The sequence below is a fragment of the Kineococcus sp. G2 genome (assembly GCF_037154035.1).
In the GTDB taxonomy this organism is placed as follows: Bacteria; Actinomycetota; Actinomycetes; order Actinomycetales; family Kineococcaceae; genus Kineococcus.
This window is the reverse complement of record NZ_JBBBEM010000016.1, coordinates 29,314-55,776: the sequence shown is the minus strand read 5'-3', so window position 1 is coordinate 55,776 and position 26,463 is coordinate 29,314. Positions and strand designations below refer to the sequence as shown.

General features: G+C 74.6%; 21 protein-coding genes. 14 read left to right on the top strand and 7 right to left on the bottom strand.

The window, feature by feature from the left end; all coding sequences use genetic code 11:
- Window positions 1–27 precede the first annotated feature (27 nt).
- The 3 genes from panD to V9U69_RS03425 all read left to right on the top strand — a co-directional run bounded on the left by panD (window position 28) and on the right by V9U69_RS03425 (window position 2,084).
- The gene (gene panD, locus V9U69_RS03435; RefSeq protein ID WP_442907568.1) at window positions 28–435 is read left to right on the top strand and encodes an aspartate 1-decarboxylase; all 408 of its coding nucleotides are present in this window, start codon (window positions 28–30) and stop codon (window positions 433–435) included.
- Window positions 436–549: 114 nt separating this feature from the next.
- Entirely contained in the window at window positions 550–1,677 is a 1,128-nt protein-coding gene (gene corA / locus V9U69_RS03430) for a magnesium/cobalt transporter CorA (RefSeq protein ID WP_337059898.1), read from the top strand.
- Between the two features lie 83 nt (window positions 1,678–1,760).
- Entirely contained in the window at window positions 1,761–2,084 is a 324-nt protein-coding gene (locus V9U69_RS03425; RefSeq protein WP_337059897.1) for a chorismate mutase, read from the top strand.
- Between the two features lie 806 nt (window positions 2,085–2,890).
- Here the strand turns inward: V9U69_RS03425 and V9U69_RS03420 are convergent.
- Window positions 2,891–3,817, bottom strand: coding sequence for an ABC transporter substrate-binding protein (locus V9U69_RS03420; protein WP_337059896.1), 927 nt, complete (start codon window positions 3,815–3,817; stop codon window positions 2,891–2,893).
- A gap of 253 nt (window positions 3,818–4,070) precedes the next feature.
- On the opposite strand from V9U69_RS03420, the gene V9U69_RS03415 reads away from it, so the two are divergent.
- The gene (locus V9U69_RS03415; protein ID WP_337059895.1) at window positions 4,071–6,773 is read left to right on the top strand and encodes a putative bifunctional diguanylate cyclase/phosphodiesterase; all 2,703 of its coding nucleotides are present in this window, start codon (window positions 4,071–4,073) and stop codon (window positions 6,771–6,773) included.
- A gap of 40 nt (window positions 6,774–6,813) precedes the next feature.
- On the opposite strand, the gene V9U69_RS03410 is transcribed toward V9U69_RS03415, so the two are convergent.
- Window positions 6,814–8,130, bottom strand: coding sequence for an aminotransferase class V-fold PLP-dependent enzyme (locus V9U69_RS03410; RefSeq protein WP_337059894.1), 1,317 nt, complete (start codon window positions 8,128–8,130; stop codon window positions 6,814–6,816).
- Between the two features lie 136 nt (window positions 8,131–8,266).
- On the opposite strand from V9U69_RS03410, the gene V9U69_RS03405 reads away from it, so the two are divergent.
- The 6 genes from V9U69_RS03405 (at window position 8,267) to V9U69_RS03380 (ending at window position 15,286) form a co-directional block, all read left to right on the top strand.
- Window positions 8,267–10,360 (top strand): putative bifunctional diguanylate cyclase/phosphodiesterase, encoded by a 2,094-nt coding sequence (locus tag V9U69_RS03405; protein WP_337059893.1) that lies wholly within the window; start codon window positions 8,267–8,269, stop codon window positions 10,358–10,360.
- A 203-nt stretch (window positions 10,361–10,563) separates the two neighbouring features.
- The gene (locus tag V9U69_RS03400; protein ID WP_337059892.1) at window positions 10,564–11,835 is read left to right on the top strand and encodes an ABC transporter substrate-binding protein; all 1,272 of its coding nucleotides are present in this window, start codon (window positions 10,564–10,566) and stop codon (window positions 11,833–11,835) included.
- 5 nt (window positions 11,836–11,840) lie between these two features.
- Window positions 11,841–12,785 (top strand): carbohydrate ABC transporter permease, encoded by a 945-nt coding sequence (locus tag V9U69_RS03395; protein WP_442907569.1) that lies wholly within the window; start codon window positions 11,841–11,843, stop codon window positions 12,783–12,785.
- Entirely contained in the window at window positions 12,782–13,699 is a 918-nt protein-coding gene (locus tag V9U69_RS03390; protein ID WP_337059890.1) for a carbohydrate ABC transporter permease, read from the top strand. Before V9U69_RS03395 ends, V9U69_RS03390 begins: the two co-directional genes overlap by 4 nt.
- 3 nt (window positions 13,700–13,702) lie before the next feature.
- The gene (locus V9U69_RS03385; RefSeq protein WP_337059889.1) at window positions 13,703–14,317 is read left to right on the top strand and encodes a hypothetical protein; all 615 of its coding nucleotides are present in this window, start codon (window positions 13,703–13,705) and stop codon (window positions 14,315–14,317) included.
- A 54-nt stretch (window positions 14,318–14,371) separates the two neighbouring features.
- Window positions 14,372–15,286, top strand: coding sequence for an NADP-dependent oxidoreductase (locus V9U69_RS03380; RefSeq protein WP_337059888.1), 915 nt, complete (start codon window positions 14,372–14,374; stop codon window positions 15,284–15,286).
- A gap of 51 nt (window positions 15,287–15,337) precedes the next feature.
- On the opposite strand, the gene V9U69_RS03375 is transcribed toward V9U69_RS03380, so the two are convergent.
- The 5 genes from V9U69_RS03375 to V9U69_RS03355 form a co-directional block, all read right to left on the bottom strand.
- Window positions 15,338–16,168, bottom strand: coding sequence for a DivIVA domain-containing protein (locus V9U69_RS03375; protein WP_337059887.1), 831 nt, complete (start codon window positions 16,166–16,168; stop codon window positions 15,338–15,340).
- The gene (locus V9U69_RS03370; RefSeq protein ID WP_337059886.1) at window positions 16,165–17,304 is read right to left on the bottom strand and encodes a globin domain-containing protein; all 1,140 of its coding nucleotides are present in this window, start codon (window positions 17,302–17,304) and stop codon (window positions 16,165–16,167) included. The genes V9U69_RS03375 and V9U69_RS03370 overlap by 4 nt, the downstream gene beginning before the upstream one ends.
- An 18-nt stretch (window positions 17,305–17,322) precedes the next feature.
- The gene (locus V9U69_RS03365; protein ID WP_337059885.1) at window positions 17,323–17,796 is read right to left on the bottom strand and encodes a hypothetical protein; all 474 of its coding nucleotides are present in this window, start codon (window positions 17,794–17,796) and stop codon (window positions 17,323–17,325) included.
- Between the two features lie 228 nt (window positions 17,797–18,024).
- Window positions 18,025–20,319, bottom strand: a complete 2,295-nt coding sequence (locus V9U69_RS03360; protein WP_337059884.1) for an endo-1,4-beta-xylanase — start codon at window positions 20,317–20,319, stop codon at window positions 18,025–18,027.
- A 154-nt stretch (window positions 20,320–20,473) separates the two neighbouring features.
- On the bottom strand, window positions 20,474–21,688 hold the full coding sequence (locus V9U69_RS03355; RefSeq protein ID WP_337059883.1) for a hypothetical protein: 1,215 nt from the start codon (window positions 21,686–21,688) through the stop codon (window positions 20,474–20,476).
- A 180-nt stretch (window positions 21,689–21,868) separates the two neighbouring features.
- On the opposite strand from V9U69_RS03355, the gene V9U69_RS03350 reads away from it, so the two are divergent.
- The 4 genes from V9U69_RS03350 to V9U69_RS03335 are packed head-to-tail and all read left to right on the top strand — an operon-like array spanning window position 21,869 to window position 26,451.
- Window positions 21,869–22,789 carry a carbohydrate ABC transporter permease gene (locus tag V9U69_RS03350; RefSeq protein WP_337059882.1) on the top strand — a complete coding sequence of 307 codons (921 nt, stop codon included), beginning with the start codon at window positions 21,869–21,871 and terminating at the stop codon, window positions 22,787–22,789.
- Complete coding sequence (locus tag V9U69_RS03345; protein ID WP_337059881.1) at window positions 22,779–23,693, top strand: carbohydrate ABC transporter permease; 915 nt, start codon at window positions 22,779–22,781, stop codon at window positions 23,691–23,693. Before V9U69_RS03350 ends, V9U69_RS03345 begins: the two co-directional genes overlap by 11 nt.
- Before the next feature lie 59 nt (window positions 23,694–23,752).
- Window positions 23,753–25,078 carry an ABC transporter substrate-binding protein gene (locus V9U69_RS03340; RefSeq protein WP_337059880.1) on the top strand — a complete coding sequence of 442 codons (1,326 nt, stop codon included), beginning with the start codon at window positions 23,753–23,755 and terminating at the stop codon, window positions 25,076–25,078.
- 41 nt (window positions 25,079–25,119) lie between these two features.
- Window positions 25,120–26,451 (top strand): ABC transporter substrate-binding protein, encoded by a 1,332-nt coding sequence (locus tag V9U69_RS03335; RefSeq protein WP_337059879.1) that lies wholly within the window; start codon window positions 25,120–25,122, stop codon window positions 26,449–26,451.
- Window positions 26,452–26,463 lie beyond the last annotated feature (12 nt).

The following is a 26,463-nucleotide window of genomic DNA, read 5'->3' as shown; positions in this document are numbered from 1 at the left end:
CCCGGGGAGGCGATCACGGGAGCGGTTGTGCGGCGCACGGTCATGCACGGGAAGATCCACCGGGCGACGGTCACGGAGGCCGACCTGCACTACGTCGGCTCCATCACCCTGGACGCCGACCTGTGCCGGGCCGCGGACCTCGTGGAGGGCGAGCGGGTCCAGGTCGTCGACGTCACCAACGGCGCCCGCCTGGAGACGTACGTCATCGTCGGCGAGGCCGGCAGCGGGGACGTGCGCATCAACGGGGCGGCCGCGCACCTGGTGCGCCCGGGCGACCTGGTGATCATCATCTCGTACGTGCAGCTCGACGAGGCGGAGCGCGCCGCGCACCGGCCGAACGTGGTGCACGTGGACGCGGCGAACCGGATCGTCGCGCTCGGCACGGACCCGGCCGAGCCGGTGCCGGGTGCCGAGGACCAGGTGCCCTCGCGCTAGGAGCACCGCCGGCGGTGGGCCGGGCGGGCGGTCCCCGGGCCGGGTGGACCGGCGCACCGCCCCTGCCGGGGGATGATGGGGTGCCCTCGTCCCGCCGAGCCCGGAGGTGCTGCCATGGCCAGGCGCCGAAGTCCCCTGTCGTCCCTGGGGCGTCGCGGGGCGGTCCCGTCCACCCGCAACCTCGCGCAGGACGGCGCGATCCCGTCCGCGCCGCTGGGCCGCAGCAGCCTCGTCGACTCCGGGGTCTACGAGCACGGCAAGCGCGTCGCCTCCCCCGCGACGCTGAGCGACACCTACCGGTGCCTGCACGAGGACGAGGCGCGCGTCGCCTGGATCGGCCTGTACCGCCCCTCCGGCACGGAGCTGGGGTCGCTGGCGCGCGAGTTCGGCCTGCACGAGCTGGCGGTGGAGGACGCGATCGTGGCGCACCAGCGCCCCAAGCTGGAGCGCTACGGCGACACCCTGTTCGTGGTGCTGCGGGCGGCCCGCTACGACGACGCCGCCGAGGAGGTCGAGTTCGGCGAGCTGCACCTGTTCATCGGCCCCGACTTCGTCGTCACGGTGCGGCACGCGGAGTCCCCCGACCTGGCGCAGGTGCGCCGGCGCATGGAGCAGGACCCGGAGATGCTCGCCCTGGGCACCGAGGCGGTGCTGTACGCGATCCTGGACGCCGTCGTCGACGGTTACGCGCCGGTGCTGCGGGGGCTGGAGAACGACATCGACGAGATCGAGGTGCAGGTCTTCGACGGTGACCCGGCGGTGTCGCGGCGCATCTACGAGCTGTCCCGCGAGGTGACGAACTTCCAGCGGGCCGTGCTGCCCCTGACCGCGGTGCTGCAGGGCCTGACGGACGGCTTCGAGAAGTACCGGGTCGACGAGGAGCTGCAGCGGTACCTGCGCGACGTCGCCGACCACGTCACGGTGGCGGCCGAGCGCATCGAGAACTTCCGCAACCAGCTGCGCGACATCCTGACGGTGAACTCCACGCTGGTGGCGCAGCGGCAGAACGAGGAGATGCGGTCGCTGACGGAGGCGAGCTACGCGCAGAGCGAGGAGGTGAAGAAGATCTCCTCCTGGGCGGCGATCCTCTTCGCCCCCACGGTGGTGGCGGGCATCTACGGCATGAACTTCGAGCACATGCCGGAGCTGGACTGGACGTTCGGGTACCCGCTGGCGGTGGCGCTGATGTTCGGCACCTGCTTCGTGCTGTACCACCTGTTCAAGCGGCGGGGCTGGTTGTGAGGCGGTGCGGCCGCACCCTCTGCCACGCCGCGGCCCGCGACCGGTAGCGTCCGCGTCCGGACGAGGACCCGGGGAGGGCAGCCGTGGACGAGGAGCGGGACGAGGCGGAGCAGGCAGCCGCCCACGACGCCGAACTGGCGGCGCTGCGGCGCAGCATCGACAACCTGGACGCCGCGCTGGTGCACCTGCTGGCCGAGCGGTTCAAGCTCACCGAGGCCGTGGGGCACCTGAAGGCGGCGCACCGCCTGCCGCCGGCGGACCCGGCCCGGGAGCGGGAGCAGACCGCGCGGCTGCGGCGGCTGGCGGTGGAGTCGGGGCTGGACCCGGTGTTCGCGGAGAAGTTCCTCGCGTTCGTCATCGCCGAGGTCATCCGCCACCACCGGGCGATCGGTGAAGCCGTGCGCTGACCCGCCGGTCGGTGGACCGGAACGGGTGGGCGCCGGAACGGGTGGGCGCCGGAACGGGTGGGCGCCGGAACGGGTGGGCGCCGGAACGGGTGGGCGCCGGAACGGGTGGGCGCCGGAACGGGTGGGCGCCGGAACGGGTGGGCGCCGGAACGGGTGGGCGCCGGAACGGGTGGGCGCCGGAACGGGTGGGCGCCGGAACGGGTGGGCGCCGGAACGGGTGGGCGCCGGAACGGGTGGGCGCCGGAACGGGTGGGCGCCGGAACGGGTGGGCGCCGGAACGGGTGGGCGCCGGAACGGGTGGGCGCCGGAACGGGTGGGCGCCGGAACGGGTGGGCGCCGGAACGGGTGGGCGCCGGAACGGGTGGGCGCCGGAACGGGTGGGCGCCGGAACGGGTGGGCGCCGGAACGGGTGGGCGCCGGAACGGGTGGGCGCCGGAACGGGTGGGCGCCGGAACGGGTGGGCGCCGGAACGGGTGGGCGCCGGAACGGGTGGGCGCCGGAACGGGTGGGCGCCGGAACGGGTGGGCGCCGGAACGGGTGGGCGCCGGAACGGGTGGGCGCCGGAACGGGTGGGCGCCGGAACGGGTGGGCGCCGGAACGGGTGGGCGCCGGAACGGGTGGGCGCCGGAACGGGTGGGCGCCGGAACGGGTGGGCGCCGGAACGGGTGGGCGCCGGAACGGGTGGGCGCCGGAACGGGTGGGCGCCGGAACGGGTGGGCGCCGGAACGGGTGGGCGCCGGAACGGGTGGGCGCCGGAACGGGTGGGCGCCGGAACGGGTGGGCGCTGGAACGGGTGGCGCCGCGGGTCAGTACGCGCGCGCCTCGATCTGCGCCGCGGTCACGGAGCGGTCGAACCCGCGCCCCGGGACCACGACCCGCTCGGGGACCGGGTCACCGGCCGCCACCCGGCGCAGCACGGCGGCGAGCTGCTCGCCGAAGAGCGGGTCGCACTCGACGACGTGGGCGATCTCCCCGTCGGCGAGGGCGCGCAGCGCCTCGCGCGTTCCGTCGACGGACACCACGCGCACGTCCGCGCCCGGGCGCAGGCCGGCGGCGCGCACCGCCTCCACCGCGCCCAGGGCCATGTCGTCGTTGTGGGCGAAGACCAGGTCGAGCTCCGGCCACGCCTCCAGCGCGGCGGCGGTGACGTCGCGTCCGCCGGCGCGCGTGAAGGCACCGGTGGCCTCCCCGACCACCTGGTCGCCGGCGACGGCGCGGAAACCCCGCTGCCGGCCGACCTGCGCCCCGGAGCCGAGGGTTCCCTGCAGCTCGAACACCCGGGCGTCCGGTGCGTGCTCGCGGACCCAGCGCCCCGCCCGCTCCCCCTCGGCGCGGAAGTCGGCACCGACGCGGGTGGCGTACGCGCCGTCCAGGTCGCTGGTGATGCTGCGGTCGACGACGACGACGGGGACGCCGGCGTCCCGGGCCTCGCGCAGCACCGGGTCCCAGCCGTCCTGCACGACCGGCGAGAACGCGATGACGTCGACGTCGGCGGCGATGAACCGGCGCAGGGCGGCGACCTGCCCCTCCTGCTTGCGCTGGTCGTCGCTGAACGTCAGCTCGAAACCGTCGGCGCGGGTCAGCGCGGAGCGGATCGAGGCGGTGTTCGCCGCCCTCCAGCTGCCCTCGGCGCCCAGCTGCGAGAAACCCACGCGCACGGGGTCGTCACCGCCCGCCCCGCACCCGGCGGGCGCGAGCAGGGCGGCGAGCACCAGGAGCGCGACCGCGCCCACCCGCGCACCCCGCCCGCCCACCGACCCGCGCGCACCGCGCGCACCACGTCGAAGCACCGCGCACCTCCCCCGACGGCATCGGCGGCGACCGGGGCCGGCTTGAACCGGGCCGGCTCGGACCGGGCCATCTCGAACCGGGCCGGCTCGAACGGGGCCGCCCGGGGTGCGCCGATCGGGTGACGTGCGCGCGCCGACCGGTCCCCGCGCCGCGACGCGGCTCACGTCGGCGGCCGGTGGGGCCGATGCCGGGCGGGTGGAACCGACGACGGACCGGGTGCGCGGGCACCGGCTGCGAGCGCGCCCGGTGTGGCAGCACCTCGCGGCCCTCGTCGTCGTGCCGCTGCTGGCCACCGGCGTCGTCACCACCGGCTCGGTGCTCGAGCGGTCCCGGGAGCTCACGGAGGCCGGTCAGGCCGGTTCCCTGATGCGCGCCGCCACGCAGCTGGACGCGGTGCGGCGCGCCGTGGACAGCGAGCTGCTGCCCACGCTGACGCGCAACGTGACCCGCGACCGCGAGCAGGCGCTCGCCGCGGGCTTCGGCGACCAGCGGGCCGTGACCTACCTGACCGCGGTGAACCGGTTGCAGCTGGCGCGGCAGGTGACCGACCGGGCGGTGGCCCGCATCCCCGCCGGCTCCCCCGCCGCGCTGGGCACCGCGCTGGCCGTGGAGCGGCTGCGCACCGTGCGCTCGGCGGCCGACCAGGGCACCTCCAGCACCGACGCCCTCGCGGGGCTGTACCTGGACCTGTCGGACTGGCTGGCGCACGCGGAGGAGGAGGTGATCACGCGCACCACGGCGACGGGCCTGAGCGAGCGCAGCGCGCTCGCCGTCAACGACGTCACCCTCGTCGCCGCCCTCACCCAGCAGGCCAGCCGGGAGGTGCCGGTGACGTTCACCGCGCGCGTCCTCGACGGGGCGCCGCAGGTGCGGGCGCGCCAGCGGTCCGCCCACGTCCTGGGCACCTACCGGGAGCTGGCCGGCGCCGGCGCGGAGCTGTCCACCTCCGCGATGCGGCTGCGCTGGGTCGAGGTGACCCGCAGCGACCCGGCCCGCCGGCTCGCGGAGGCGCTGGCCGCGGAGAGCACGGACCCCGGGCGGCTGAGCGGCCCGGAGCTGCTGCAGCTGACGGACGCGAGCGCGCAGCGCGACCGGGACCTGGCGGCCATGCTGGAGGGCGCCGTGGACACCGCCGTGGGGGCGATCGACGCCGAGCAGGCGAGCGCGGCGCGCAGGCTGAGCACCACGGTGCTCGCCTCGCTGCTCGTGCTGGCCGGGGCCCTGGCCGCGGCGCTGGCGCAGGGGCGCTGGCTGGCCCGCGCGCTGCGCCGCCTGGCCGACGCCGCGGGCCGGGTGGGCCGCGGCGAGCTCGTCGACGTGCCGCAGCGCGGGCCGCGCGAGGTGCGCACCGCGGCGCGCGCCCTGGCGGGTGCGGTGGCGGAGCTGCGGCGGGTGCGGGAGCAGGCCGACGCGCTCTCGCGCGGGGACCTGGCCGGTGCGCTGCGCGAGCACCCGGTGCGCGGGCCGCTGGGCGAGGCCGTGCAGGCGTCGGTGCAGCAGCTCGTGCGGGCGGTGCAGCAGCGCGAGCACCTGCAGGGCGAGCTGGCCCACCAGGCGGCGCACGACCCCCTGACCGGGTTGCCGAACCGCGCGCAGGCGCTGCGCCTGCTCTCGCGGGCGCTGGACGCCTGCACCGCCGGTGCCGCCACGGGCCTGCTGTTCGTTGACCTGGACGGGTTCAAGGCCGTGAACGACACCGCCGGGCACGCCGCGGGCGACGCGGTGCTGCGCGAGGTGGCCGAGCGGCTGCGCGGCTGCGTGCGCGAGGGCGACGTGGTGGGGCGCCTGGGCGGCGACGAGTTCGTGGTCCTCGTGCCCGGCGTGGTGGACGAGGCGGAGCTGGTGCGGCTGGGCGAGCGGCTGGTCGCGGCGGTGCGCCGCCCCGTGGAGGTCGGCGCCGACCGGGCCACGGGGGCGGCCGGTCGCGCGGTGCGGGTGGGGGCGTCCGTGGGCGTGGCGCTGGCCCGGGCGGGCTCGCGGGGGCCGGAGGGCGCCGAGGTGCTGCTGGCGGAGGCCGACTCGGCGGTGTACCGCGCGAAGTCCCGGGGGCGGGGCCGGGTGGAGGTGTTCGACGACGCGCTGCGCGCGGAGCTGGCGGCCCGCTCGGACCTGCAGCACGCGCTGCGCGAGGGGCTGCGGCGCGGGGAGCTGACGCTGCACTACCAGCCGGTCGTGGACCTCGCGGACGGTTCGCTCACCGGGTACGAGGCGCTGGCGCGCTGGGACCGGCCCGGTGTCGGGCCGGTGCGCCCGGACGTGTTCGTGGCCGCCGCGGAGGCGTCCTCGCTGGTGTGCGACCTGGGCCGGTGGGTGCTGCACGAGGCCACGGCGCAGCTGGCGCGCTGGCGCAGCGAGCGGCCGGTGGCGTGGCCGGCACCGGGCGAGGGGGCCGAACCCACGATCGCCGTGAACGTCTCGGGGCGGCACCTGGCCGATCCGCGGCTGCTGGAGGACGTCGCCGACGCGCTCGCGGCGTCGGGGGTGCCGCCGCACCTGCTGGTGCTGGAGATCACCGAGACCGTGCTCGTGGACGACCCGGGCGCCACGGCGCGCCTGCAGCGCTTGCGCGCCACCGGGGTCGCGGTGGCCATCGACGACTTCGGCACGGGGTTCACCTCCATCGGGCAGCTGCCCTCGACGCCCGCGGACACGCTGAAGATCGACCGCAGCTTCGTCGCGTCGGACGACGCGGGCCGGCGCGGGCTGGTGGCGCTGACGGTGCACGCCGCGCACACCTTCGGCCTGCGGGTCGTCGCGGAGGGCGTGGAGGAGCCCGAGCAGGCGCGGTGGCTGCGCGAGCAGGGGTGCGACACGGCGCAGGGGTACCTGTTCGCGCGGCCGCTGCCGGCGGGCGAGGTCGCCGGCTGGCAGCTGCCGGTGGTGCTGGCCCGCCCCTGAAGGGCGGGACGTGGCGGGGCGGGAGCGTCCCGCCCCGGCGTCACCCCACCGGGTGCGCGCAGGAGACGTGCTCGTAGTCGCCGTGCGCGTCGGCCCGGTACTCGCGGGCGACCTGCGGGGTGGCCGCGACCTCGCGCAGCGCAGCACCCAGGGCCTGGACGTCCCCGAGCGTCGTGGTGCGGCCCGCGCTCGCCCGGACCGCCCCGGGCAGCCGGTGGCGCTCGCGGCGGCGCACGTCCTCGTGGAACCGGAGCACCTGCTCCGGGGTCAGCGCCAGGAGCCGCCCGACGTACGGGTGCGCGCAGAAGCAGCCGCTGCGCACGCCGATGCCGTGCTCCTGCGACAGCCGCGCGGCGAGCAGGTCGTGGGGAACGCCCTCCAGGTTGAAGACCGCGACGGGCACGCGGTCGACGCCGGTGGAGCCGTAGCGGCGCAGGCCGGGGACGGTGGCCAGCTCGGCGTCCAGCGCCCGCGTGAGGGCGTCCTCGTGCTCGCGCACCGCCGCCCAGCAGCCGGCGAGGTCGGCGGCCGCGGCCTCCAGCGCCACGACGCCCAGGACGTTCGGCGAGCCCGCCTCCTCGCGGTCGGGCCCGTCGGCCCAGACGACGTCGTCGTGCGAGACGGCGGCGACCGCGCCGCCACCCACGAGCATGGGCTCGCCCTCGGCGAGCAGCCGGCGCGGGACCACGAGCGCTCCGGCGCCGTAGGGGGCGTTCAGCTTGTGCCCGGACAGCGCGAGCACGTCGATCCCCGTGGCGGTCATGTCGATCGGCCGGTGCGGCGCCAGCTGCGCGGCGTCCACCACGACCGGGACCCCGCGGCTGCGGGCCGCCGCCGCGATCTCGGCCAGCGGCGGGACCCACCCGGTGACGTTGGAGGCCCCCGTGACGGCCAGCACCGCCGGGCGCGGTCGCTCGTCCAGCGCCGCGACGACCGCGGCGGTGTCGAACACGCCGTCCTCGCCGACGTCCACGACGCGCAGGCGCGCCTGGCGCTTCCAGGGCAGCAGGTTGGCGTGGTGCTCGACGGCGGTGGTGACGACCACGTCGTCGCGGCGCAGGCCGAGGCGGAAGGCGATGAGGTTCAGCGCCTCGGTGGTGCCGCGCGGGAACAGCACGACGTGCGTGTCCGGGTCCGCCCCGACGAAGCGCAGCAGCGTCTCGCGCGCTCCCTCGTAGCGGGCGCTGGAGCGCCGGGACTTCGCCCCCGCCCCCCGGTGCACGCTCGAGTACCAGGGCAGGAACTCCTCCACGGCCCGCGCCACGACCACCGACGCCGAGCCCGTCGCCGCGTTGTCGAGGTTGACGTACCGGCGCGCGCCTCCTCCCACGACGGGGACGTGGACGTCGTCGCCCACGAGGCGGTCGTGCGCTGGGGTCTGGTGGAGGAGCACCTCGTTCCCATCGGTGCCGCGACCGCCGGGCTTGAGCCGGGACGGGCTCAAGTTCCGGCGCCCTGCCGCCGATCCACCCGGGGTGAGCTCCCAGGCGTCGGTGACCGCACCCCGGACGGGGCTCCGCCGCCCCTTCCGCATCACCCGCAGGGTGTTCTGGGACCTGGCGATCTGCATGGTGGGGCTGGGCCTGGCCGTGGGCGTCGTCTTCCCGCCCTTCGCCGCCCTGCTGGGCGTGCCGCACCGGTACGCCGGCCGGTCCTCCTTCCAGGTGGCCTGCCTCGTCGCGGGGTTCCTCGTCGGCGCCCTGAACTACGCGCTGTGCCGGGTCGTGGTCGGTGGCCGGCTGGCGCTGCTGACGGAGCGGCTGCGGGCGGTGACCGGGACGATCGCGCGCCGCGGCGGTGACTGGTCGACGGCGACGTCGGCCCGCATCGAGGTCGACTCCGACGACCAGCTCGGCACCACCGCCACGGCCTTCAACGACCTGCTCGACGCCCTGGAGGCCGGTGAGCACTTCCGCTCCCTGGTGCGCAACGCCTCCGACGTGATCACGGTGGTCGACGCGGAGGGCGCCATCACCTACCAGACGCCCTCGGTGGGGTGGGTCCTGGGCCACCCGCCGACCTCGCTGGACGGGACGAACTTCCTCGACCTGGTGCACGAGGACGACCTGCCCGCGTTCCGCGAGCACCTGCGCGCCACGCTGGGCAACCGCCCGCAGCCGCCGTCGATCGTCTGCCGCGTGCGGCACCGCGACGGCTCGTGGCGGTGGGCCGAGACGGTGGCCGGGAACCTGGTCGCCGACCCCGCCGTGGCCGGGATCGTCCTGACGACCCGGGACGTCAGCGACCGGCGGCGGCTCGAGGAGCGCCTGCGCACCCAGGCCTACCACGACCCCCTCACCGGGTTGCCCAACCGGGCGCTGTTCATGGAGCGGCTGCGCCTGGCGGAGCAGCGCCCGGCCGGGGAGGAGGACGCCCGGGCGGTCCTGTTCCTGGACCTGGACAACCTCAAGACGGTCAACGACGGGCTCGGTCACGACAGCGGTGACGCCCTCCTGCGGGCCGTGACGGGCAGGCTGGACGACTGCGTGGAGGGGGGCGACGTCCTCGCCCGCCTGTCGGGCCACGAGTTCGCGATCCTGCTCAGCGGGGCGCGCTCGGCCCAGGCGGTCGCGGTCGCCGAGCGGGTCCTGGAGTCGCTGCGCGAGCCGGTCCGCCTGCTGGACCGCTACGTGCACACCGGGGTCAGCATCGGCATCGCCACCTCCGCGACGTGCGCCTCCAGCGGGATCGGGCTGCTGCGCGCCGCGGACGTGGCGATGTACGTCGCCAAGAGCACCGGCAAGGGGCGCTGCGAGGTGTTCCAGCCGGCGCACCACGCGGCGGAGCTGGACCGCGAGCGCCTGCGCGCGGACCTGCACCGGGCGCTCGACGAGGAGCAGTTCACCCTCGCGTTCCAGCCGATCGTGGAACTGGGCACCGGCAGGATCGACGGCTTCGAGGCGCTGCTGCGGTGGAACCACCCGGTGCGCGGCCTGGTGCCCCCGGCCGACTTCGTCCCGCTGGCGGAGGAGAACGCCCTCATCGTGCCCATCGGCCGCTGGGTGCTGCAGGAGGCCTGCGAGCAGGCCGCGCGGTGGGGGGCGGAGCACGGTTCACCGCTGAAGGTGAGCGTCAACGTCTCCGCGCGGCAGTTCCAGCACCCCACCCTGGTGCGGGACATCACCGAGGTCCTCGACTCGACCGGGCTGGACCCGCACCTGCTGACGCTGGAGATCACCGAGACGCTGCTCGTGCAGGACACCTCGCGGACCGCCGGCAAGCTGCGCGACATCAAGGCGCTGGGCGTGCGGATCGCCCTCGACGACTTCGGCACCGGCTACTCCTCGCTGAGCTACCTGCGCCGCTTCCCCATCGACGTGCTGAAGGTCGACAAGTCCTTCATCGACGGGGTGGCGGAGAACCCGGAGGACCGCACGGTCACCGGCGCGGTGGTGCAGCTGGGGCGGACCCTGGCCCTCACCGTCGTCGCCGAGGGGATCGAGAGCGCGGAGCAGGTCAGCACCCTCGTGCAGCTGGGGTGCCCGCTGGGCCAGGGGTACCGCTTCTCGCGCCCGGTGTCGGCCGCCGAGGCGAGCGGCCTGGTGGGCCGGCAGCTGCTCCTGCACGGGGCGGGCGCCACCGGCTGAGGGCCGCCGGTGCCCCGCGGGAGGGCCGGCGGCCAGCAGGCCCGCGGAGCGGGTCCGCGGGGATTCGGAGCGGGTGCGGCGGGCGCGGCGGAGTTGCTTGACGGGTCCGGAGGGGCCACCTATTGTCGCGGTAAGCGCTTACTTTGAATCGATGCAAGCCACGGTGCGGCCCCCTCCGGGCCCCGAGCGACGGAGCTCACACGATGAAGAACCGACACCTCCTCACAGTGGCCGCGGCCCTCTGCGCGAGCACCCTCGGCCTCGCCGCGTGCGGCGGTGACTCCGGCGAGGCGGCGGCCGACGGCCCCGTCAGCCTGGACTACACCTGGTGGGGCAGCCAGGACCGCGCCGACCGCATGACGAAGGCGATCGCCGCGTTCGAGGCGTCCCACCCGGACATCGACATCAACCCCAACTTCACCGACTTCGAGGGCTACTGGCAGAAGCGCGCCACCGAGGCGGCCGGCGGCGGCCTGCCCGACGTGATGCAGTTCGACCTCTCCTACCTGCGCCAGTACGCCGAGCGCGGCGCCCTGCTCGACATCGGCGAACTGGGCGACGCGGTGGACACCAGCACCATCGAGGAGAGCCTGCTGCCCTCCGGCCAGATCGACGGGGCCACCTACGGCGTGCCGATCAGCACCAACGCGTTCGGGCACTTCTACAACCCCGCGATCCTGGAGCAGGCCGGCGTGGCCGCCCCCACCGGCGACATGACGTGGGACGAGTACGACGCCTGGATCCGCGAGGTCACGGAGAAGTCCCCCGAGGGCGTGTTCGGCAGCGGTGACTACACCGGCACCTTCTGGCTGTTCGACACGTACCTGCGCCAGCAGGGCAAGCAGGCCGTCACCGAGGACGGCGAGATCGGCTTCACGAAGGCCGAGCTGAAGGAGTGGTGGGAGTCCACCGCCGACCTGCGCGAGGACGGTGCGCTCATCTCCGCCGAGCGCACCACCCAGCTGGACCCGAAGTCGCCCTTCGGCGCCGGCGAAGCCGCCTCGGAGTTCAGCTGGGACAACTTCCTGGCCGGGTACCTCACGGACACGGGCGCGGAGAAGCTGGAGATCGTCGCCCCGCCCACCGACACCGGCGACCACGGGCTGTTCCTGAAGGCCTCGATGCTGTACGCCATCGGCGCCAACACCGAGCACCCCGAAGCGGCTGCGGAGTTCGTCGACTTCATGGTCAACGACCCGGAGGTCGGTGCCATCTTCGGCACCTCCCGCGGCATCCCCGCCTCGGAGACCCAGCGTGAGGGCGCCACCTTCGAGGGGGCCGACGCGCAGATCGTCGCCTACGAGGAGTCCATCGCCGACGAGCTCGGCGAGAGCCCCGCGCCACTGCCCATCGGTTTCGGCACGCTGGAGAGCAACTTCAAGCGGCTCGCCTCCGACATCAACTACGGCCGCTACACGGTGGACGAGGCCGTGGACCAGTGGTTCGCCGAAGCGGAATCGGCCCTGCAGCAGTGAGCACCCTGCAGACCGGCCAGCCCCGCGGCATTCTCTCCGCCCCCGCGTCCCCCGACTACCGGCGGGCGCGGCGGGCGGAGACCCGGACGGGGTACGCGTTCCTGGCACCGTGGCTGCTCGGGTTCTTCGTCCTCACGGCGGGCCCCATGCTGGCCTCGCTGTACCTGGCGTTCACCGACTACAACCTGTTCCGGGCACCGGAGTGGATCGGGCTGGACAACTTCCGCCAGCTCTTCGACGACCCGCGCTACCTGCAGTCGGTGAAGGTCACCCTCGTCTACGTGCTGGTGGGCACCCCGATCAAGCTGGCCGCCGCCCTCGCGGTGGCGCTGCTGCTGAACAACGCCCTGCGCGGCCAGGGCTTCTACCGGTCGGCGTTCTACGCCCCCTCGCTCATCGGCGCCAGCGTGTCGATCGCCATCGTGTGGAAGGCGATGTTCTCCGACGGCGGCGTCGTCGACCTGGGGCTGACCGGCCTCGGCTTCCCGTCCGAGGGCTGGGTGGGTGACCCCTCGAAGACCATGCCGATGATGATCCTGCTGGCCACCTGGCAGTTCGGCGCCCCCATGGTCATCTTCCTGGCCGGCCTGAAGCAGGTCCCGAGGGAGCTGTACGAGGCGGCCGCGGTCGACGGCGCCGGCAGCCTGCGCCGGTTCTGGAGCATCACCGTCCCGATGCTCTCGCCCGTCATCTTCTTCAACCTGCTGCTGGAGACCATCAACGCCTTCCAGGTCTTCGCCTCCGCGTACATCATCTCCGGCGGCCAGGGTGGGCCCGCGGGCTCCACGCTGTTCTACACGCTGTACCTGTACATCCGCGGGTTCAGCGACTTCCGGATGGGTTACGCCTCCGCGATGGCCTGGGCGCTGGCCCTGGTCATCGGCCTCATCACCCTGGTGATGTTCCGCACCTCCAACGCCTGGGTGCACTACAGCGGGGAGTCCAAGTGAGCACCGCCACCTCCACCACGACCGCCGCGGCCCTGACCGACGACCGGCGCGGCGCTCCCCGCCGGCCGCGGCGGCAGCAGGGGGCGCTGGGGCGGTCCGTGCTGCTGCACGCGCTGTCCCTGGTCATCCTCGCCGTCGCGCTGTACCCGGTGCTGTGGATGCTGGTCTCGTCCCTGAAGCCGACGGACGAGATCGTCGGCGACGCCTCCCTGGTGCCCAGCGACGCGAGCTTCGACAACTACCGCACCGCCCTGGCGGGCATCGGCGGGGTCTCCGCGTGGACCTTCGCGTGGAACTCGCTGGTGCTGGCGGTGCTGTCGGTGATCGGCACGGTGCTGTCCTCCGCGGTCACCGCCTACGCGTTCGCGCGCATCCAGTTCGCCGGGCGCAAGGTGTGGTTCGCGCTGATGATCGGCACGCTCCTGCTGCCGTTCCACGTCCTGATCATCCCGCAGTACATCGTCTTCCAGAAGCTGGGCCTGGTGGGCACGTACGTGCCGCTGCTCATCGGGAAGTTCCTGGCCGCGGAGGCGTTCTTCGTCTTCCTCATGGTGCAGTTCATGCGCAACGTCCCCAGGGAGCTGGACGAGGCCGCCCGCATCGACGGCTGCGGGCACGTGCGGGTGTTCTCCCGCATCATGCTGCCGCTGATGCGGCCGGCCATCATCACCTCGTCGATCTTCGCCTTCATCTGGAGCTGGAACGACTTCCTCGGGCCGCTGCTGTACCTGAACGACCCGCAGAAGTACCCGCTGCCCCTGGCGCTGCGGTTGTTCGTGGACCAGACGAGCGTGTCCGACTACGGGGCGATGATCGCCATGTCCGTGCTGGCCCTGCTGCCGGTGATGCTGTTCTTCCTGGTGTTCCAGCGCTTCCTCGTCGACGGCGTGGCCACCCAGGGCCTGAAGGGCTGAGCCGTGGACCGCAGGCCGGGACGCCCCGGCGCCGCGCGCAGCGGCACCACCGGGTCCGCGAGCACGCGGGACTCCTTCGAGCTATTCGCGGAGACGCTCCTGACGGGTGTCGTCGTGGGGGTGCTCGCGGCACCGCTGGTGACCGCCCTGCCGGCGGTCGCCGGCGGCGCGGAGCACCTGCGCCGCCACCGGAACGGCGAGAGCAGCGGCGTGCGCGTCCTGCTGCGCACGGCGCGGGCCGCGCTGCGCGGCTCCTGGGGCGTCTCGGCCGCCCTGGTCGCCGCCCTGCTCCTGCTGGGGTTCAACGCCGTGCTCGCCGGCGGCCCGCTGCCCGGCGGCGACGTGCTGCTGGTGGCCACGGCCGTGCTGGCGGTCGGTGTCCTGGTCGTCGCGGTGCGAGCCGCCGGGTCCTGGCGACCGGGGGCGTCCTGGCCGCGCCTGGTGCGCACCGCCGCCCGCACCTGCGCGGCCGACCCGGCGGGTTCGGCCCTGCTCGCGTCCGCCGTCGCCTTCGTCGGGGTGCTGGCCTGGATGCTGCCGCCCCTGGCGCTGCCCGGCGCGGGGATCGTGGTGCTGGGGCTCGTGGCGGTGGAGGCGCGCCGCGAGCCCGCCGGCTGAGCGCTCTCGCCGGCTCGGGGTGCGGGCGGACCCGCGAGCGCGTAGGCAGGGGGCGTGCGCGTCGTCGAGGTGAGCGAACCCGGTGGTCCCGAGGTCCTGCGGGTGGTGGAACGGCCCGAGCCCGTGGCGGGAACCGGTGAGGTGGTCGTCGCGGTGGAGGCCGCGGGGGTGAACCCCACCGACCTGGCAGCCCGGCAGGGCATGACCGTCGGGGACTCCGCGTCTCCCCCGTACGTGCTGGGCTGGGACTTCGCCGGGACGGTGCACGCGGTGGGCGAGGGCGTGGACCGGTTCGCGCCGGGCCGGGCGGTGGTCGGGATGGTCCCCTGGTACGCGGTGCACGGCCGCGTCGGTGCCTACGCGGAGCGGATCGCCGTCCCGCAGGAGTGGGTGCTGCCGCGCCCCGAGGGCCTGGGCGCCGTGGACGCCGCCACGGTCCCGCTGAACGCGCTGACCGCCGCGCAGCTGCTCGACCGGCTCCCGGTGCGCCCGGGCTCGCAGGTGCTGGTGACCGGCGCCAGCGGCGCCGTGGGCGGGTACGCCGTGCAGCTGGCCGTGCGGGCGGGGCACCGCGTCACGGCCGTGGCCGGCACCGGCGACGAGGAGTGGGTGCGAGGCATCGGCGCGCACGTCGTGCTGCCCCGGGACACCGACTACTCCGGGGTCGGGGAGTTCTCCGCCGTCGTGGACGCCGTCCCCGTGGGTGAGGCGCTGTTCCCGGCCGTGGCGCGCGGCGGGAAGGTGGTCAGCACCCGGCCCGTGGCCGACGCGCCCGCCGGGGCGGGGATCGTCCAGGAGGTGATGCTCGTCGACCTGGACCTGCCCCTGCTGGAGCGGCTCGTCGGCGAGGTCGCGGCCGGGCGGCTGCGCACCCGGGTGGAGCGGACGTTCCCGCTGGAGGCCGCCGCCGACGCCCACCGCGCCGCCGAGGAGCGCGGGCGCCGCGGCAAGGTGGTCCTCACGCCCTGACGCGACCGCCGGACCACCGGGGCTCCCGGGTCCCGGGGTGGGGCCGCGCTCTCAGCGGCGGGTCGGCACGGCCCCGTCGCCGGTGAGGTCCACGACGGCCGGCCCGCCGTCGGCTGCTCGCGCACCACCCCGCCCCGGCGGCGGCACGTCCGCGGGTGCGCCGTCGTGGTCGCCGCCGTCCCGGCGGGTCAGGACACCCTCGGGCAGGGCCGCGGGGTCGGCCCTGCCCCACTGCGCCTCGACGTCCTCCAGCAGGCCCTCCAGGTAGGCGCGCAGCTGCGCGCGGCAGGCGCGCCCGAACGCCTGCAGGTAGACGACCTGCTCCTGCACCTGCTCCGGCGTCAGCCCGTCCGCGGGGGCGGCGGTCCCGGCCGCGGGGACCACACCCTCCGGGTCGAGCGGTGCGCCCTGCTCGCCGCCGGCCCGGCCGGCGGCGCGCCGCACGATCTCGTCGGCCTCGTCGCGGGCCTGCTGCAGGAGGTTCTCGTACTGCTCGCGCGCCTGGGTGGCCAGCATCCTGCTGAAGCTCTCGGCGTCGGCGACGTACTGGTCGGCCGTCTGCTGGGCGGCGGCGAGGATGCCCACCGCCTGGTCCGTGGGGTCGGGCGGGGAGGGCGCCCCACCAGCTGCCACCGCGCTGCGGCGCAACGCCTGGACCTCCTCGCGCAGGGCGGTCCTCTCGGCGGCCAGCCTGCCCACCTCGCTGCGCACGCGGGCCAGGAAGGCGTCCACCTCGCCGCGGTCGTAGCCGCGCTGCAGCAGCGGGGCGACGGCGAAGTCGGCGCTGAGATCGGCGCTGAGATCGGCGCCGCGCGCCGCGTCGTCCGCGGCGGCCGGTGCGGCGCCCGCCGGCGTGCTGCGCGGGGTTCCCTGGTCGCTCACCGCGACACCTTCCCTCCGACGTCGGGCCCCGAACGGCTCGGGGCGAACACCTGCGCGCGCACGCGCTCGCGCGGCAGGCCCTGGGCGGTCAGCAGCTCGACCGTGCGCTCGACGTCGCGGCGGTCCCCCGCCACGTGGGCGTCGCGGGCGTTCCACGGGCCGTGCTGCAGCACCACCTCCGGCAGGTCGCCGACCGGGTGGGTGGAGCGGCCCCCGTCGGAGACGACGGGCGTCACCGTCAGCCAGGGGTGCTCGGACTCCAGCCGGCGCAGGTCCGGCAGGTCGTACAGCCCCGCGTCGTCGTGGGCGCCGGCGAACAGGTGGACCCGGCGGCCGGGGGGCCCGGCGGCGACCTCGGCGACCAGCGCCTTCGCGGGCGCGAGACCCGCACCGGCGGCCACCACGAGCAGGTCGCGGTCCGAGCCCGGCAGCAGGGCCGGCTCCCCCACCGCCGGCCCCAGCCGCAGCAGATCCCCCACGCCCACGTGCAGGGCCAGCGCGGAGCTCACCGGCCCACCGGCGTGGGCCTGGACGTGCAGCTCCAGCGCGCCGTCGGGGTCGCGCACGCCCGCCGGGCAGTAGTACCGCCACAGGCGCGGGCGCAGTTCCGTCTCCACCGAGATCGCCTGGCCGGCGCGCACGGGCAGGGGCGCGTGCGGCTGCACCCGCAGCACGCTCACGTCGACGGACCGGCGCTCGTGCTCGACGACCTTGGCGTCCCACCACGCGGGCTGGTCGGCCGCGGCGTCCGCGGCCTCCACCATGACCCGAGCGACGAGGTCGTAGGCGGCGGCCCAATCGCGTTCGAGGGCCTCGTCCCACGCGTCGTCGAAGTGCCGCAGCGTGGCCAGCAGGCTGGCGCCGACGGCCGGGTAGTGGGCGGCGAGCGTGCCGAACTTGCGGTGGTCGCGCCCGAGCCCCTGCAGGACGGGCACCAGCGCGTCGAGGTCGTCGACGAGCGCCACCACCTGCCCCAGGGCGCTGAACAGCTTGTCGCGCTGGTGGGCCATCGAGACGGGGAACATCGGCCGCGTCTCGGGGTGCCGCAGGAACAGGTGCGAGTAGAAGTACAGCGGGGCCTCGTCGCCGGCGGCGGCCGCCTTGGCGAAGCTGGCCCGCATGGCCGCGACGTCCACGGGGCCCGTCCGGCCCGCTCAGCCCGCGGCCGGGGCGGGCCGGGCGCCGGCCGCCGCGCCGTCCACGGCCCGGGGGTCGTCGGAGCCCTCGGCGGTGTCCTCGGTGGGGTTCACGGTGGAGCTTCCCGCGCCGGCCGCCGGCGCGGCGCCGGGGTCCCCCTCGGCGAGCGCCAGCAGCCGGCCGGCGAGCTCGCGGGCCTGCTCGCGCGCGGCGGCGCGGGTGCGCTCGATCTCGGCGATCGCCCGCTCGGCCTCCTCCTGCCGGCGGCGGCTCTCCACGTGCAGGGCGAGGGCGGCCTCGCGGGCCTTCTCCTCGGTGGCGCGGGCCCGCTCCTCCGCCTCCGCGACGATCGCCTCGGCTCGCTGCCGGGCGTCGGCGAGCGCCGCGTCGGCGGTGCGCTGGGCGAGCTCGAGCAGGCGGGCGGCCTGCGCCGGGACGTCCGCGGCGTCGGCCCCACCGGTGCGCTGGGTGCCGTCGACGGTCGTGACCATGGTCCCTCCGGTGGACGCGGTGGCGGACGGTGCGCGCCGCGGCCCCGGAGCCCGGGTGCGACGCGCCAGTTCTACCAACCCCGGAGCCCGCTGTCACGAACTCGTCGCCGTCGGTGCGGCACCCGGCGCGGCGGGTGCGGGCACGACGGGGCGCGGGGCCCGGACCGCCGTGCGGTCCGGGCCCCGCCGGCCGGCGTCCCGCGGACGCCGGTCACCCGGTGGTGCGGTTCAGCGCCGCACGTCGATGGTGACGCGGGTCGTGGCGCTGACGGGGGCGCCGAACGCGTCGGTCATCGACACGGTGCAGTCGAACGTCGCGGTGCCGGTCGCGGTGGGCCGCGCCCGCAGGGTGAGGTTCGCGTTCTGGCCCGCGCCGTAGTCGCGGTTGCTCACCTGCCGCGCCGACCCGGGGGCGAGCTCGAGCGCGAACGGCGCGTCTCCGACGGGAGTGCAGCTGTACGAGAAGGAGCTGCCCAGCAGCTTGCCGGAACCGAGGTTGCCGAGCTGGACGACGACCTGGACGGTCTGCTTCGCGTTGGCCCGCACCACGGGGCCGTTGTTCACCTGCTGGTACAGCTCCGTCGTGGTGGGCGGCGGGGTGACGACCACGTCGAAGGAGACCGGCGTGGCCGCGTTCCCGGCGGCGTCGGACACCGAGCAGGTCACCGTCGTGGTGCCGATGGCGAACCACGTGCCGGACGCGGGCGCGCAGTCGGGGGTGAGCACCCCGTCACGGGTGTCGCCGGCCACCGGCGGCGCGTAGTCCACCCGTGCGCCGGCCGGGCTGGTGGAGGCCACCCGCACCGGGTCCTTCGCCGCGATGCGCGGGGCGAGGAAGTCCCCGGGGCGCTCCGGCAGCTTCGAGGGGTCGACGATGCCCCAGTAGGCGGGGGTGACCTGCAGGTCGTCGTCGAAGGGCAGCGGCTGCTCCCAGGGGCGGGCGATCGGCCAGGTGCGCAGCCAGGTGCGGGCGTTGCTGATGCCCCAGAAGGTCACCGACTCGATGGAGCCGGAGTGCTCCTCCAGGACGTCGAACAGGTCGCGGTAGTAGTACCCGTTCTCCGCGGCGGCGGCCGCGTCGTCCTCGGTGGCGCGCGCGGGGGTGCCGCCGCCGCCGACGTCGGCGGAGACGACCTGCTTCGAGGTGCTGACGTCCAGTTCGGTGATGACCTGCAGCAGCGGCTTCCCCTTCTGGGCGCTGAGGCGCTCGAAGGCCGTGAGGGAGTCGCCCAGCCACTGCACGGGGCGGCCGAAGTCGACGTGCACCTGGTGCCCGACGCCGTCGATCGGCACGCCCCGGTCGATGAGCGAGCCGACGAGCTCGACGTAGTCGGCGCGCTTCTCCGGCATCTCGGAGTTGTAGTCGTTGATGAACAGCTCCTGCTGCGGGAAGTACCGGTCCGCGAAGCGGAAGGCGTCGTCGACGAACTGCTCGCCGAGCACCTGGAACCAGCGGCTGTCGCGCATGTCGTGCGGGTTGGCGTTGTCGCCGTCGGCCACCACCTCGTTGACGACGTCCCACGCCCAGATGGGGTGCTTCCCGTCGGGGTAGCGCGCCTTCAGGTGGTCGGCGATGCCCTTGATGTGCGCCTGCATGCGACCGCGCAGGATCGCCTGGTCCTCCGGCGAGCTCGTCAGCGGCCGGGTGCCGTCGAGGAAGAACCACGCGGGGGTCTGCGAGTGCCACACGAACACGTGCCCGTACACCTGGGTGCCGGTGCGGTCCGCGAAGTCGAGCAGCGCGTCGAGGCGGGTGAAGTCGAAGGTGCCCTCGGTGGGCTGGACGGCCTCGGGCTTGCCGTCGTTCTCCGGGGTGATCGCGTTGAAGTGCTTCTGCACGAGCTGCGAGGCGCGACCGGCGGTCTCGCGCTGGTCGACGGCCACGCCGACGTGCTCGAAGCCCTGCGCGCCGAGGACGTCCTTCAGGGCGGGCACGTCCTGGAGGGGCGTCTCGGCGAAGGGGGCCACGCGGACGTCGTCGATCAGGAAGCTGACGCCCGCGGTGCCCTCGACGTACAGCTGCGCGCGGGTCGCTGCCGTGCCGGGGGTGTAGGTGCCCCTCAGCTGCGTCCAGGTGTCGGCGTCGACCGTGGCGCTGGCACCGGCGACGCCGTAGTAGGAGTCCGAGCCGCCGGCGGTGAGCTGCACCGAGGCGTTCAGCGACGCCGGTTCCTGCCCGGGGGTCAGCTTGGCCCAGAACGAGACGGCGACCGCCTGCCCGACGGCCAGGTTCGGCGTGACGTCGACGGTGGCGCCGTGCCAGCCCTGGGTGCGGTTCGTCACGCGCAGCGCGCCGCTGCCGTCCCGGCCGGCGCCGGGGACCTGCTCGACCGTCGCGCCGCCGCGCGGGCCCCAGCCGTCCCGGCCGGTGTCGAAGGTGGAGGTCAGGGTGGGGGTGGCCGTGGCGGCGGTGGTGCTCGCGGTGCTGGTGGCGGCGGCGGACGCGGGCGGCACGGCCGCCAGCGTGAGCCCGGCGAGCAGACCGGAGACGACGGCTCCGGCGCGCAGGCAGCGCTGAGTCATGCGGGGGTTCCCCTCGGGGTGGATCCAGTGGGCGACGGTGCTCGTGATCCTTTCCGGAACAGTTCCGGAACGCCTGGAGTGGAACATCCCCGACCCCGGCCGGTCAAGCGGTGCGCGCCCGCCCCGGCCGGGGGTCGCCCGGGGGCCGAGGGGGTCAGCGGCCGCCGAGGATGTCGCGGATCTGCTGCTTCTGCGCGTCACCCAGGCCGAGGGTGTCGGCGACCGAGTCGAACCACAGCGGTTCGTCCTCCCCGCCGAGCAGCCCGCCCGGGGCGTCCTCCTCCGCGGCGACCGCGGCGGCGAGCGCCGGCCAGTACCCGCGCTCCACGGTCCAGGGCGCGCGGTCGCTGACGAGGCCGAAGGACGCCAGGTCCGCCAGGCGCTCGTGCACCTCCCCCACGGCTGCGGCGGCGGCCGGCCCGAGGTCGGCCCCCTCCTCGACGAGCTCGGTCAGCGCCGCCTCGTCCAGGGGGTCGCCGGCCACCGCGGCCGCCAGCACCGTCGGCAGCACGGCCTCGGCGACGGAGAAACCGCCGTCGAGGGTCGCGGGGTCGTCCAGGAGGAAGCGGCCCACCAGCTCGCGGCGCAGCTCGCGCGCCTCCGGGTCCGCCCCCAGCCAGGCGCCCGCCTCGGGCCCGGGCGCCAGGGCGGTCTCGTCCTCGCCGTCCAGCAGCTCCAGGTCCAGCATCGCCAGGACGACCTGCCGCAACCACGGCACGTCCTCCAGGTGCGGGGCCCCGGGGCCGGGCGCCTCCCGCTCCAGGGCGCTCAGCAGCGCCGCGACGTCCCCGGGCGCGAGCTCCTCGTCGTCGGGCACGGCGACGCCCTCGCCGACGTGGGCCAGCACGGCGCTCGCGACGCGCACGGGGAAGGAGCCCAGGACGGCCGCGTCCTCCTCCTCGGCCCCGACGCCCTCGGCGGCCTCCTGCAGCACCTGCACCAGGTCGACCTCCTCGGGGCCGAGGATGAGCAGGCACGTCTCCAGGTGACCGGCCGGACCGCTCCAGCGGCCGGTCTCGGCGAGGAAGGCGAGGAACTGGTACCAGACCGCCCGCAGGTCCGCCTCCACCTCCTCCGGCTCCGGCGACCCGGTGCTGCGCGCCAGCGCGGGCAGCACCCGGCCGGTCAGCGCCTCCACCTCCTCCGGCGAGAAGCGCGTGACGACGGGTTCGCGCGCCGGTGGGCGCAGGGCCACCAGGCCGCCGAGGGAGGCCGCGAGCGCGTCGACGACGCCGTCGGCGCCGACCTCCTCGTCCACGACGGCGCGCTCGCGCAACCACTCCTCCAGGGGCCCGCGCAGGCCGCGCAGGGCCCGCTCGCCCGTCTCGCGCAGCTCGTCCAGGCCCGGCATCTCGTCTCGCGTCGACACGCCGCCAGCCTCCCACCCCGCCCGGTGGGGCAGCCAGCCGCGACGCACCGGCGACATCCCTTCCACCGGGCGGGGCGGCTTGCTATCGTCCCGGAGGTAAGCGCTATCCCTCGTACGGTCGATGACGACTGGAGAGACCATGGACCACGTTCGAGCCCGCGGCCAAGCGAGGTGGCTCCGATGAGCGCGCTCGGGGAGCTGCGCACGCTCAAGGGCCAGCAGAGCACGGACAAGCGCGACACGAAGGTCGCCTACCTCTTCCTGCTCCCCTGGTTCGCCGGGCTGTTCGTCATCACGATCGGCCCGATGCTCGCCTCGCTGTACCTGTCGTTCACCGACTACAACCTCATCCAGCCGCCGGAGTGGGCCGGCCTGGAGAACTTCCAGCGGATGCTCACGGACGAGCGGCTGCACAACTCGCTGAAGGTGACGTTCCTCTACGTCTTCATCTCCGTGCCGCTGCAGCTGGCGCTGGCGCTGGCGCTGGCCGTGCTGCTGGACCGCGGGCTGCGCGGGCTGCCCATCTACCGCTCGATCTACTACCTGCCCTCCCTGCTGGGCTCCTCGGTGGCGATCGCGGTGCTGTGGCGGCAGATCTTCGGCACCCAGGGCCTGGTCAACCAGGTCCTCGCGCTCGTCGGCATCGACGGCCGCGGGTGGATCTCCGACCCCTCCACCGCGCTGGGCACCATCATCATCCTCAACGTGTGGACGTTCGGCGCCCCCATGGTGATCTTCCTCGCCGGCCTGCGGCAGATCCCCCGCATGTACTACGAGGCCGCCTCCACCGAGGGCGCCGGTCGCTGGCGGCAGTTCCGCTCCATCACCCTGCCGCTGCTGACCCCCATCATCTTCTTCAACCTGGTCCTGCAGCTGATCCACGCGTTCCAGTCGTTCACGCAGGCGTTCGTCGTCTCCGGCGGCACCGGCGGCCCGAGCGACTCGACGATGTTCTACACGCTGTACCTGTACCAGCGCGGCTTCCAGAACTTCGACATGGGCTACGCATCCGCCCTCGCCTGGTTCCTCGTGATCATCATCGGGGTCTTCACCGCCATCAACTTCTACGCGTCGAAGATGTGGGTGTTCTATGACGACTGAGCTGTCCTCCACCCGCCGCGGCGCCAAGGCCCCTGCCGCCGTCCCCGCCCCCGGGGGGCGCGACGAGGCCCCGTGGCCGAGCCGCTTCCGCTCCGGGTTGAAGCACGCCGCCCTGATCCTCACGGCGTTCGTCATGCTCTACCCGGTGCTGTGGATGATCGCCGGCTCGCTGCGCTCGCAGGACCAGATCTTCCAAGCCTCCGGCCTGTGGGTCTCCGACCCGCAGCCGCAGAACTACTCCGACGGCTGGAGCGCGCTGGCGTCACCGTTCGGCCACTACATGGTCAACTCGGCGATCATCGCGATCGGCTGCATCCTGGGCAACCTCGTCTCCTGCTCGCTGGCCGCCTACGCGTTCGCCCGCATGGAGTTCCTGGCCAAGAAGACGCTGTTCGCCGTCATGCTCATGACGATCATGCTGCCGATCCACGTGGTGATCGTCCCGCAGTACATCCTCTACTCGCAGCTGGAGTGGCTGAACACCTTCCTGCCCCTGGTCGTGCCGAAGATCCTCGCCACGGACGCCTTCTTCATCTTCCTCATGGTCCAGTTCATCCGCGGCATCCCGCGCGAGCTGGACGAGGCGGCGCGCATCGACGGCTGCGGCCACTTCCGCATCTTCGGGCGGATCATCCTGCCGCTCATGGTCCCCGCCCTGGCCACCACGGCGATCTTCACGTTCATCTGGACCTGGAACGACTTCTTCAGCCAGCTGATCTTCTTGACTTCCCCGGACATGTACACGGTCCCGGTCGCCCTGAGCTCCTTCATCGACGCGACCTCCGAGTCCTCCTGGGGCTCGCTGTTCGCGATGAGCGTGGTGTCCCTGGCCCCCATCTTCCTGGCCTTCCTCTTCGGCCAGAAGTTCCTCATCAAGGGCATCGCCACCACCGGCGGCAAGTAGCCTCGCCCCCACCCCTCTCGACGTGCCGGGCAGCGACGCCCGGCGGAAGGACGGCTCCCGTGCGCGACTCCGGACAGCGCCCCCGCACCGTCTCCCGGCGCACCTTCGGCGGCCTCGCCGCGAGCGCCGCCGCCACGGCCGGCCTCACCGCCTGCGGCGGCGGCTCCGGCGGCGGCGACTCCGGCCCCGCCCACCTGCGCTTCACCTGGTGGGGCTCCGACGCCCGTCACGAGTACACGCAGGAGATCATCAAGGCCTTCAACGCCGAGAACCCCGACGTCGTGGTCGAGGGCGAGTTCACCGAGTGGTCCGGCTACTGGGACCGCCTGGCCACCACCACCGCGGCCAACGACTCGCCCGACATCATCCAGATGGACGCCGCCTACCTGAAGTCCTACGCGGACCGCGGCGCGCTGCTGGACCTGTCGAAGGAGGACGGCCTCGACACCGGCGGCATCTCCGACGGCGACCTCGCCCTCGGGGAGTCCGACGGCGGTCTGTACGCGATCGTGCAGGGCGTCGTGCCGCACGCGATCGTGACCAACACGCAGATCCTCGAGGCCGCCGGCGTGCCGCTGCCGGACGACAAGACCTGGACGTGGGAGGAGTACGCGCGCCTGGGCAAGGCCGTCACCGACGCCGGCCTGCCGGACGTCTACGGCATCCAGACCGAGGGCGTGCAGGGCCCGCCCATGGAGAACTGGGCCATGCAGATGGGCGAGACCCTGTTCACCGAGGACGGCGGCGTGGGCCTGAACCCGGACACCCTCGCCTCCTTCTGGGAGTACCACCTCGGCCTGGCCGCCTCCGGCGCCGGCACCCCCGTCACCCTGACGATCGAGCGCAACCCCACCTCCTCCGCGCTGGACCAGTCCGGCACCGCGACCAACACCGTCGCCTTCGCGCCGTGGTGGTCCACCCAGCTCACCGCCCTGGCCAAGGCGTCCGGGCAGCCCCTCGTCCTGCTGCGCCCGCCCGCCCAGAGCCCCGGAGGCGACCCGGGCCTGTACTACAAGGCCTCCATGTACTGGGCTGTGTCCTCGCGCACGGAGCACCCCGAGGCCGCCGTCCGGTTCATCAACTACCTCTCCACCGCCGACGCGGTCGCCGACCTCATGCTCACCGAGCGCGGCATCCCGGCGAACCCCGCCTTCCGCGAGCGCATCGTCGACAAGCTCTCCGACACCGACCGGGCGGCGCTGGAGTACGTGAACTCCATCGAGGACGTCGTCAACCCGGCCCCGCCGATCCCCCCGGTCGGCGGATCGTCCTCCGGTGAGATCATGACCCGCATCGGCTCCGACGTGCTGTTCGGCCGCCAGTCGCCCGACGCCGCCGCGCAGGCCTTCGTCGACGACCTGACGGGCCAGATCGAGTCCGCCTGACCCCCGTCCCCGCGAACCACCACGACCCCTGAGGAGAGACGATGACTCCGTCGACGACGCCGGGCACATCGACCGCGTTCCGCCGCCCCCTGACCCGCCGCGCGTTCGGCGCCGGCCTCACCGGCACAGCGCTCACGGCGGGCCTGGCGGCCTGCGGCGGCGGCTCCGAGACCGCCGACGGCAGCGCCTCCCTGCGCTTCACCTGGTGGGGCTCGGACGCCCGCCACGAGATCACCAACCGCGCCATCGAGGCGTTCCAGGCGGAGCACCCCGACATCGCCGTCCAGGGCGAGTTCACCGAGTGGTCCGGCTACTGGGACCGCCTCGCCACGAACGTCGCCGCCAACGACGCCCCGGACGTCATCCAGATGGACGTCCTGCAGCTGCGCTCCTACGCCGATCGCGGTGCCCTGCTGGACCTCGCCGACACCGACATCGACACCAGCGGCATCCCGTCGGAGACCCTGGACACCGGCCGCACCGACGACGGGCTGTTCGCCGTCCCCGTCGGCGTCAACGCGCACGTCATCGTCGCCAACCCCGCGATCTTCGAGGCGGCCGGCGTGCCGCTGCCGGACGACACCACCTGGACGTGGCAGGAGGCGGCCGACATCGCCCTGCGCATCTCGCAGAGCGGGCAGCCGGACGTGCGCGGCTGGCAGACCATGGGCCTGGACGAGGCCAGCCTGCAGCTGTGGGTCTCCCAGCTCGGCGGCGAGTTCTACGGCGACGGCACCGAGGTCACCCTCGACCCCGCGCACGTCGCCTCCTGGTGGCAGTACAACCTGGACACCATCCAGTCCGGTGCGGCCGCCCCGGCGACCCTCGCGGTCGAGCGGCAGGCGGCCGGGCTCAGCCAGTCCGGCACCGCCACCAACACCGCGGCCATGGCCGTGTGGTGGGCGAACCAGGTCACCGCGCTGTCCTCCGCCGCCGGCCAGGAGATGGTGCTGCTCCGGCCGCCGCTGCAGGAGGCGGGCGGCTCTCCGGGCCTCTTCTACAAGGCGTCCATGTTCTGGTCCATCTCCTCGCGCTCCGAGAACCCCGAGGCCGCGGCGACCCTCGTGGACTGGCTCTCCAACTCCCCCGAGGCGGCGGAGATCCTCCTCACCGAGCGCGGCATCCCCAGCGACCCCGAGCTGCGCGAGCGGATCACCCCGCTGCTGCAGCCGTCCGACGCGCAGTCGGCGGAGTACGTGGAGTCCCTCGAGGACGTCGTCGTGCCCGCACCGCCTGCCGCACCCCCCGGCGCCAGCACCGTCCAGGACCTCGTCAACCGCTACGGCTCCGAGGTGCTGTTCGGCGCGCAGACACCGCAGGCGGCCGCCGAGGCCATGGTCGCGGAGCTGCAGGCCAACGTGGCCTCAGCCTGAGACCCACCCCCA

Excerpts from the sequence above, each read along its gene's own strand:
- corA (WP_337059898.1), top strand. The coding sequence starts at position 550 with ATGGCCAGGCGCCGAAGTCCCCTGTCGTCCCTGGGGCGTCGCGGGGCG.
- V9U69_RS03400 (WP_337059892.1), top strand. The coding sequence starts at position 10,564 with ATGAAGAACCGACACCTCCTCACAGTGGCCGCGGCCCTCTGCGCGAGC.
- V9U69_RS03365 (WP_337059885.1), bottom strand. The coding sequence starts at position 17,796 with ATGGTCACGACCGTCGACGGCACCCAGCGCACCGGTGGGGCCGACGCC.
- V9U69_RS03360 (WP_337059884.1), bottom strand. The coding sequence starts at position 20,319 with ATGACTCAGCGCTGCCTGCGCGCCGGAGCCGTCGTCTCCGGTCTGCTC.
- V9U69_RS03350 (WP_337059882.1), top strand. The coding sequence starts at position 21,869 with ATGAGCGCGCTCGGGGAGCTGCGCACGCTCAAGGGCCAGCAGAGCACG.
- V9U69_RS03345 (WP_337059881.1), top strand. The coding sequence starts at position 22,779 with ATGACGACTGAGCTGTCCTCCACCCGCCGCGGCGCCAAGGCCCCTGCC.
- V9U69_RS03335 (WP_337059879.1), top strand. The coding sequence starts at position 25,120 with ATGACTCCGTCGACGACGCCGGGCACATCGACCGCGTTCCGCCGCCCC.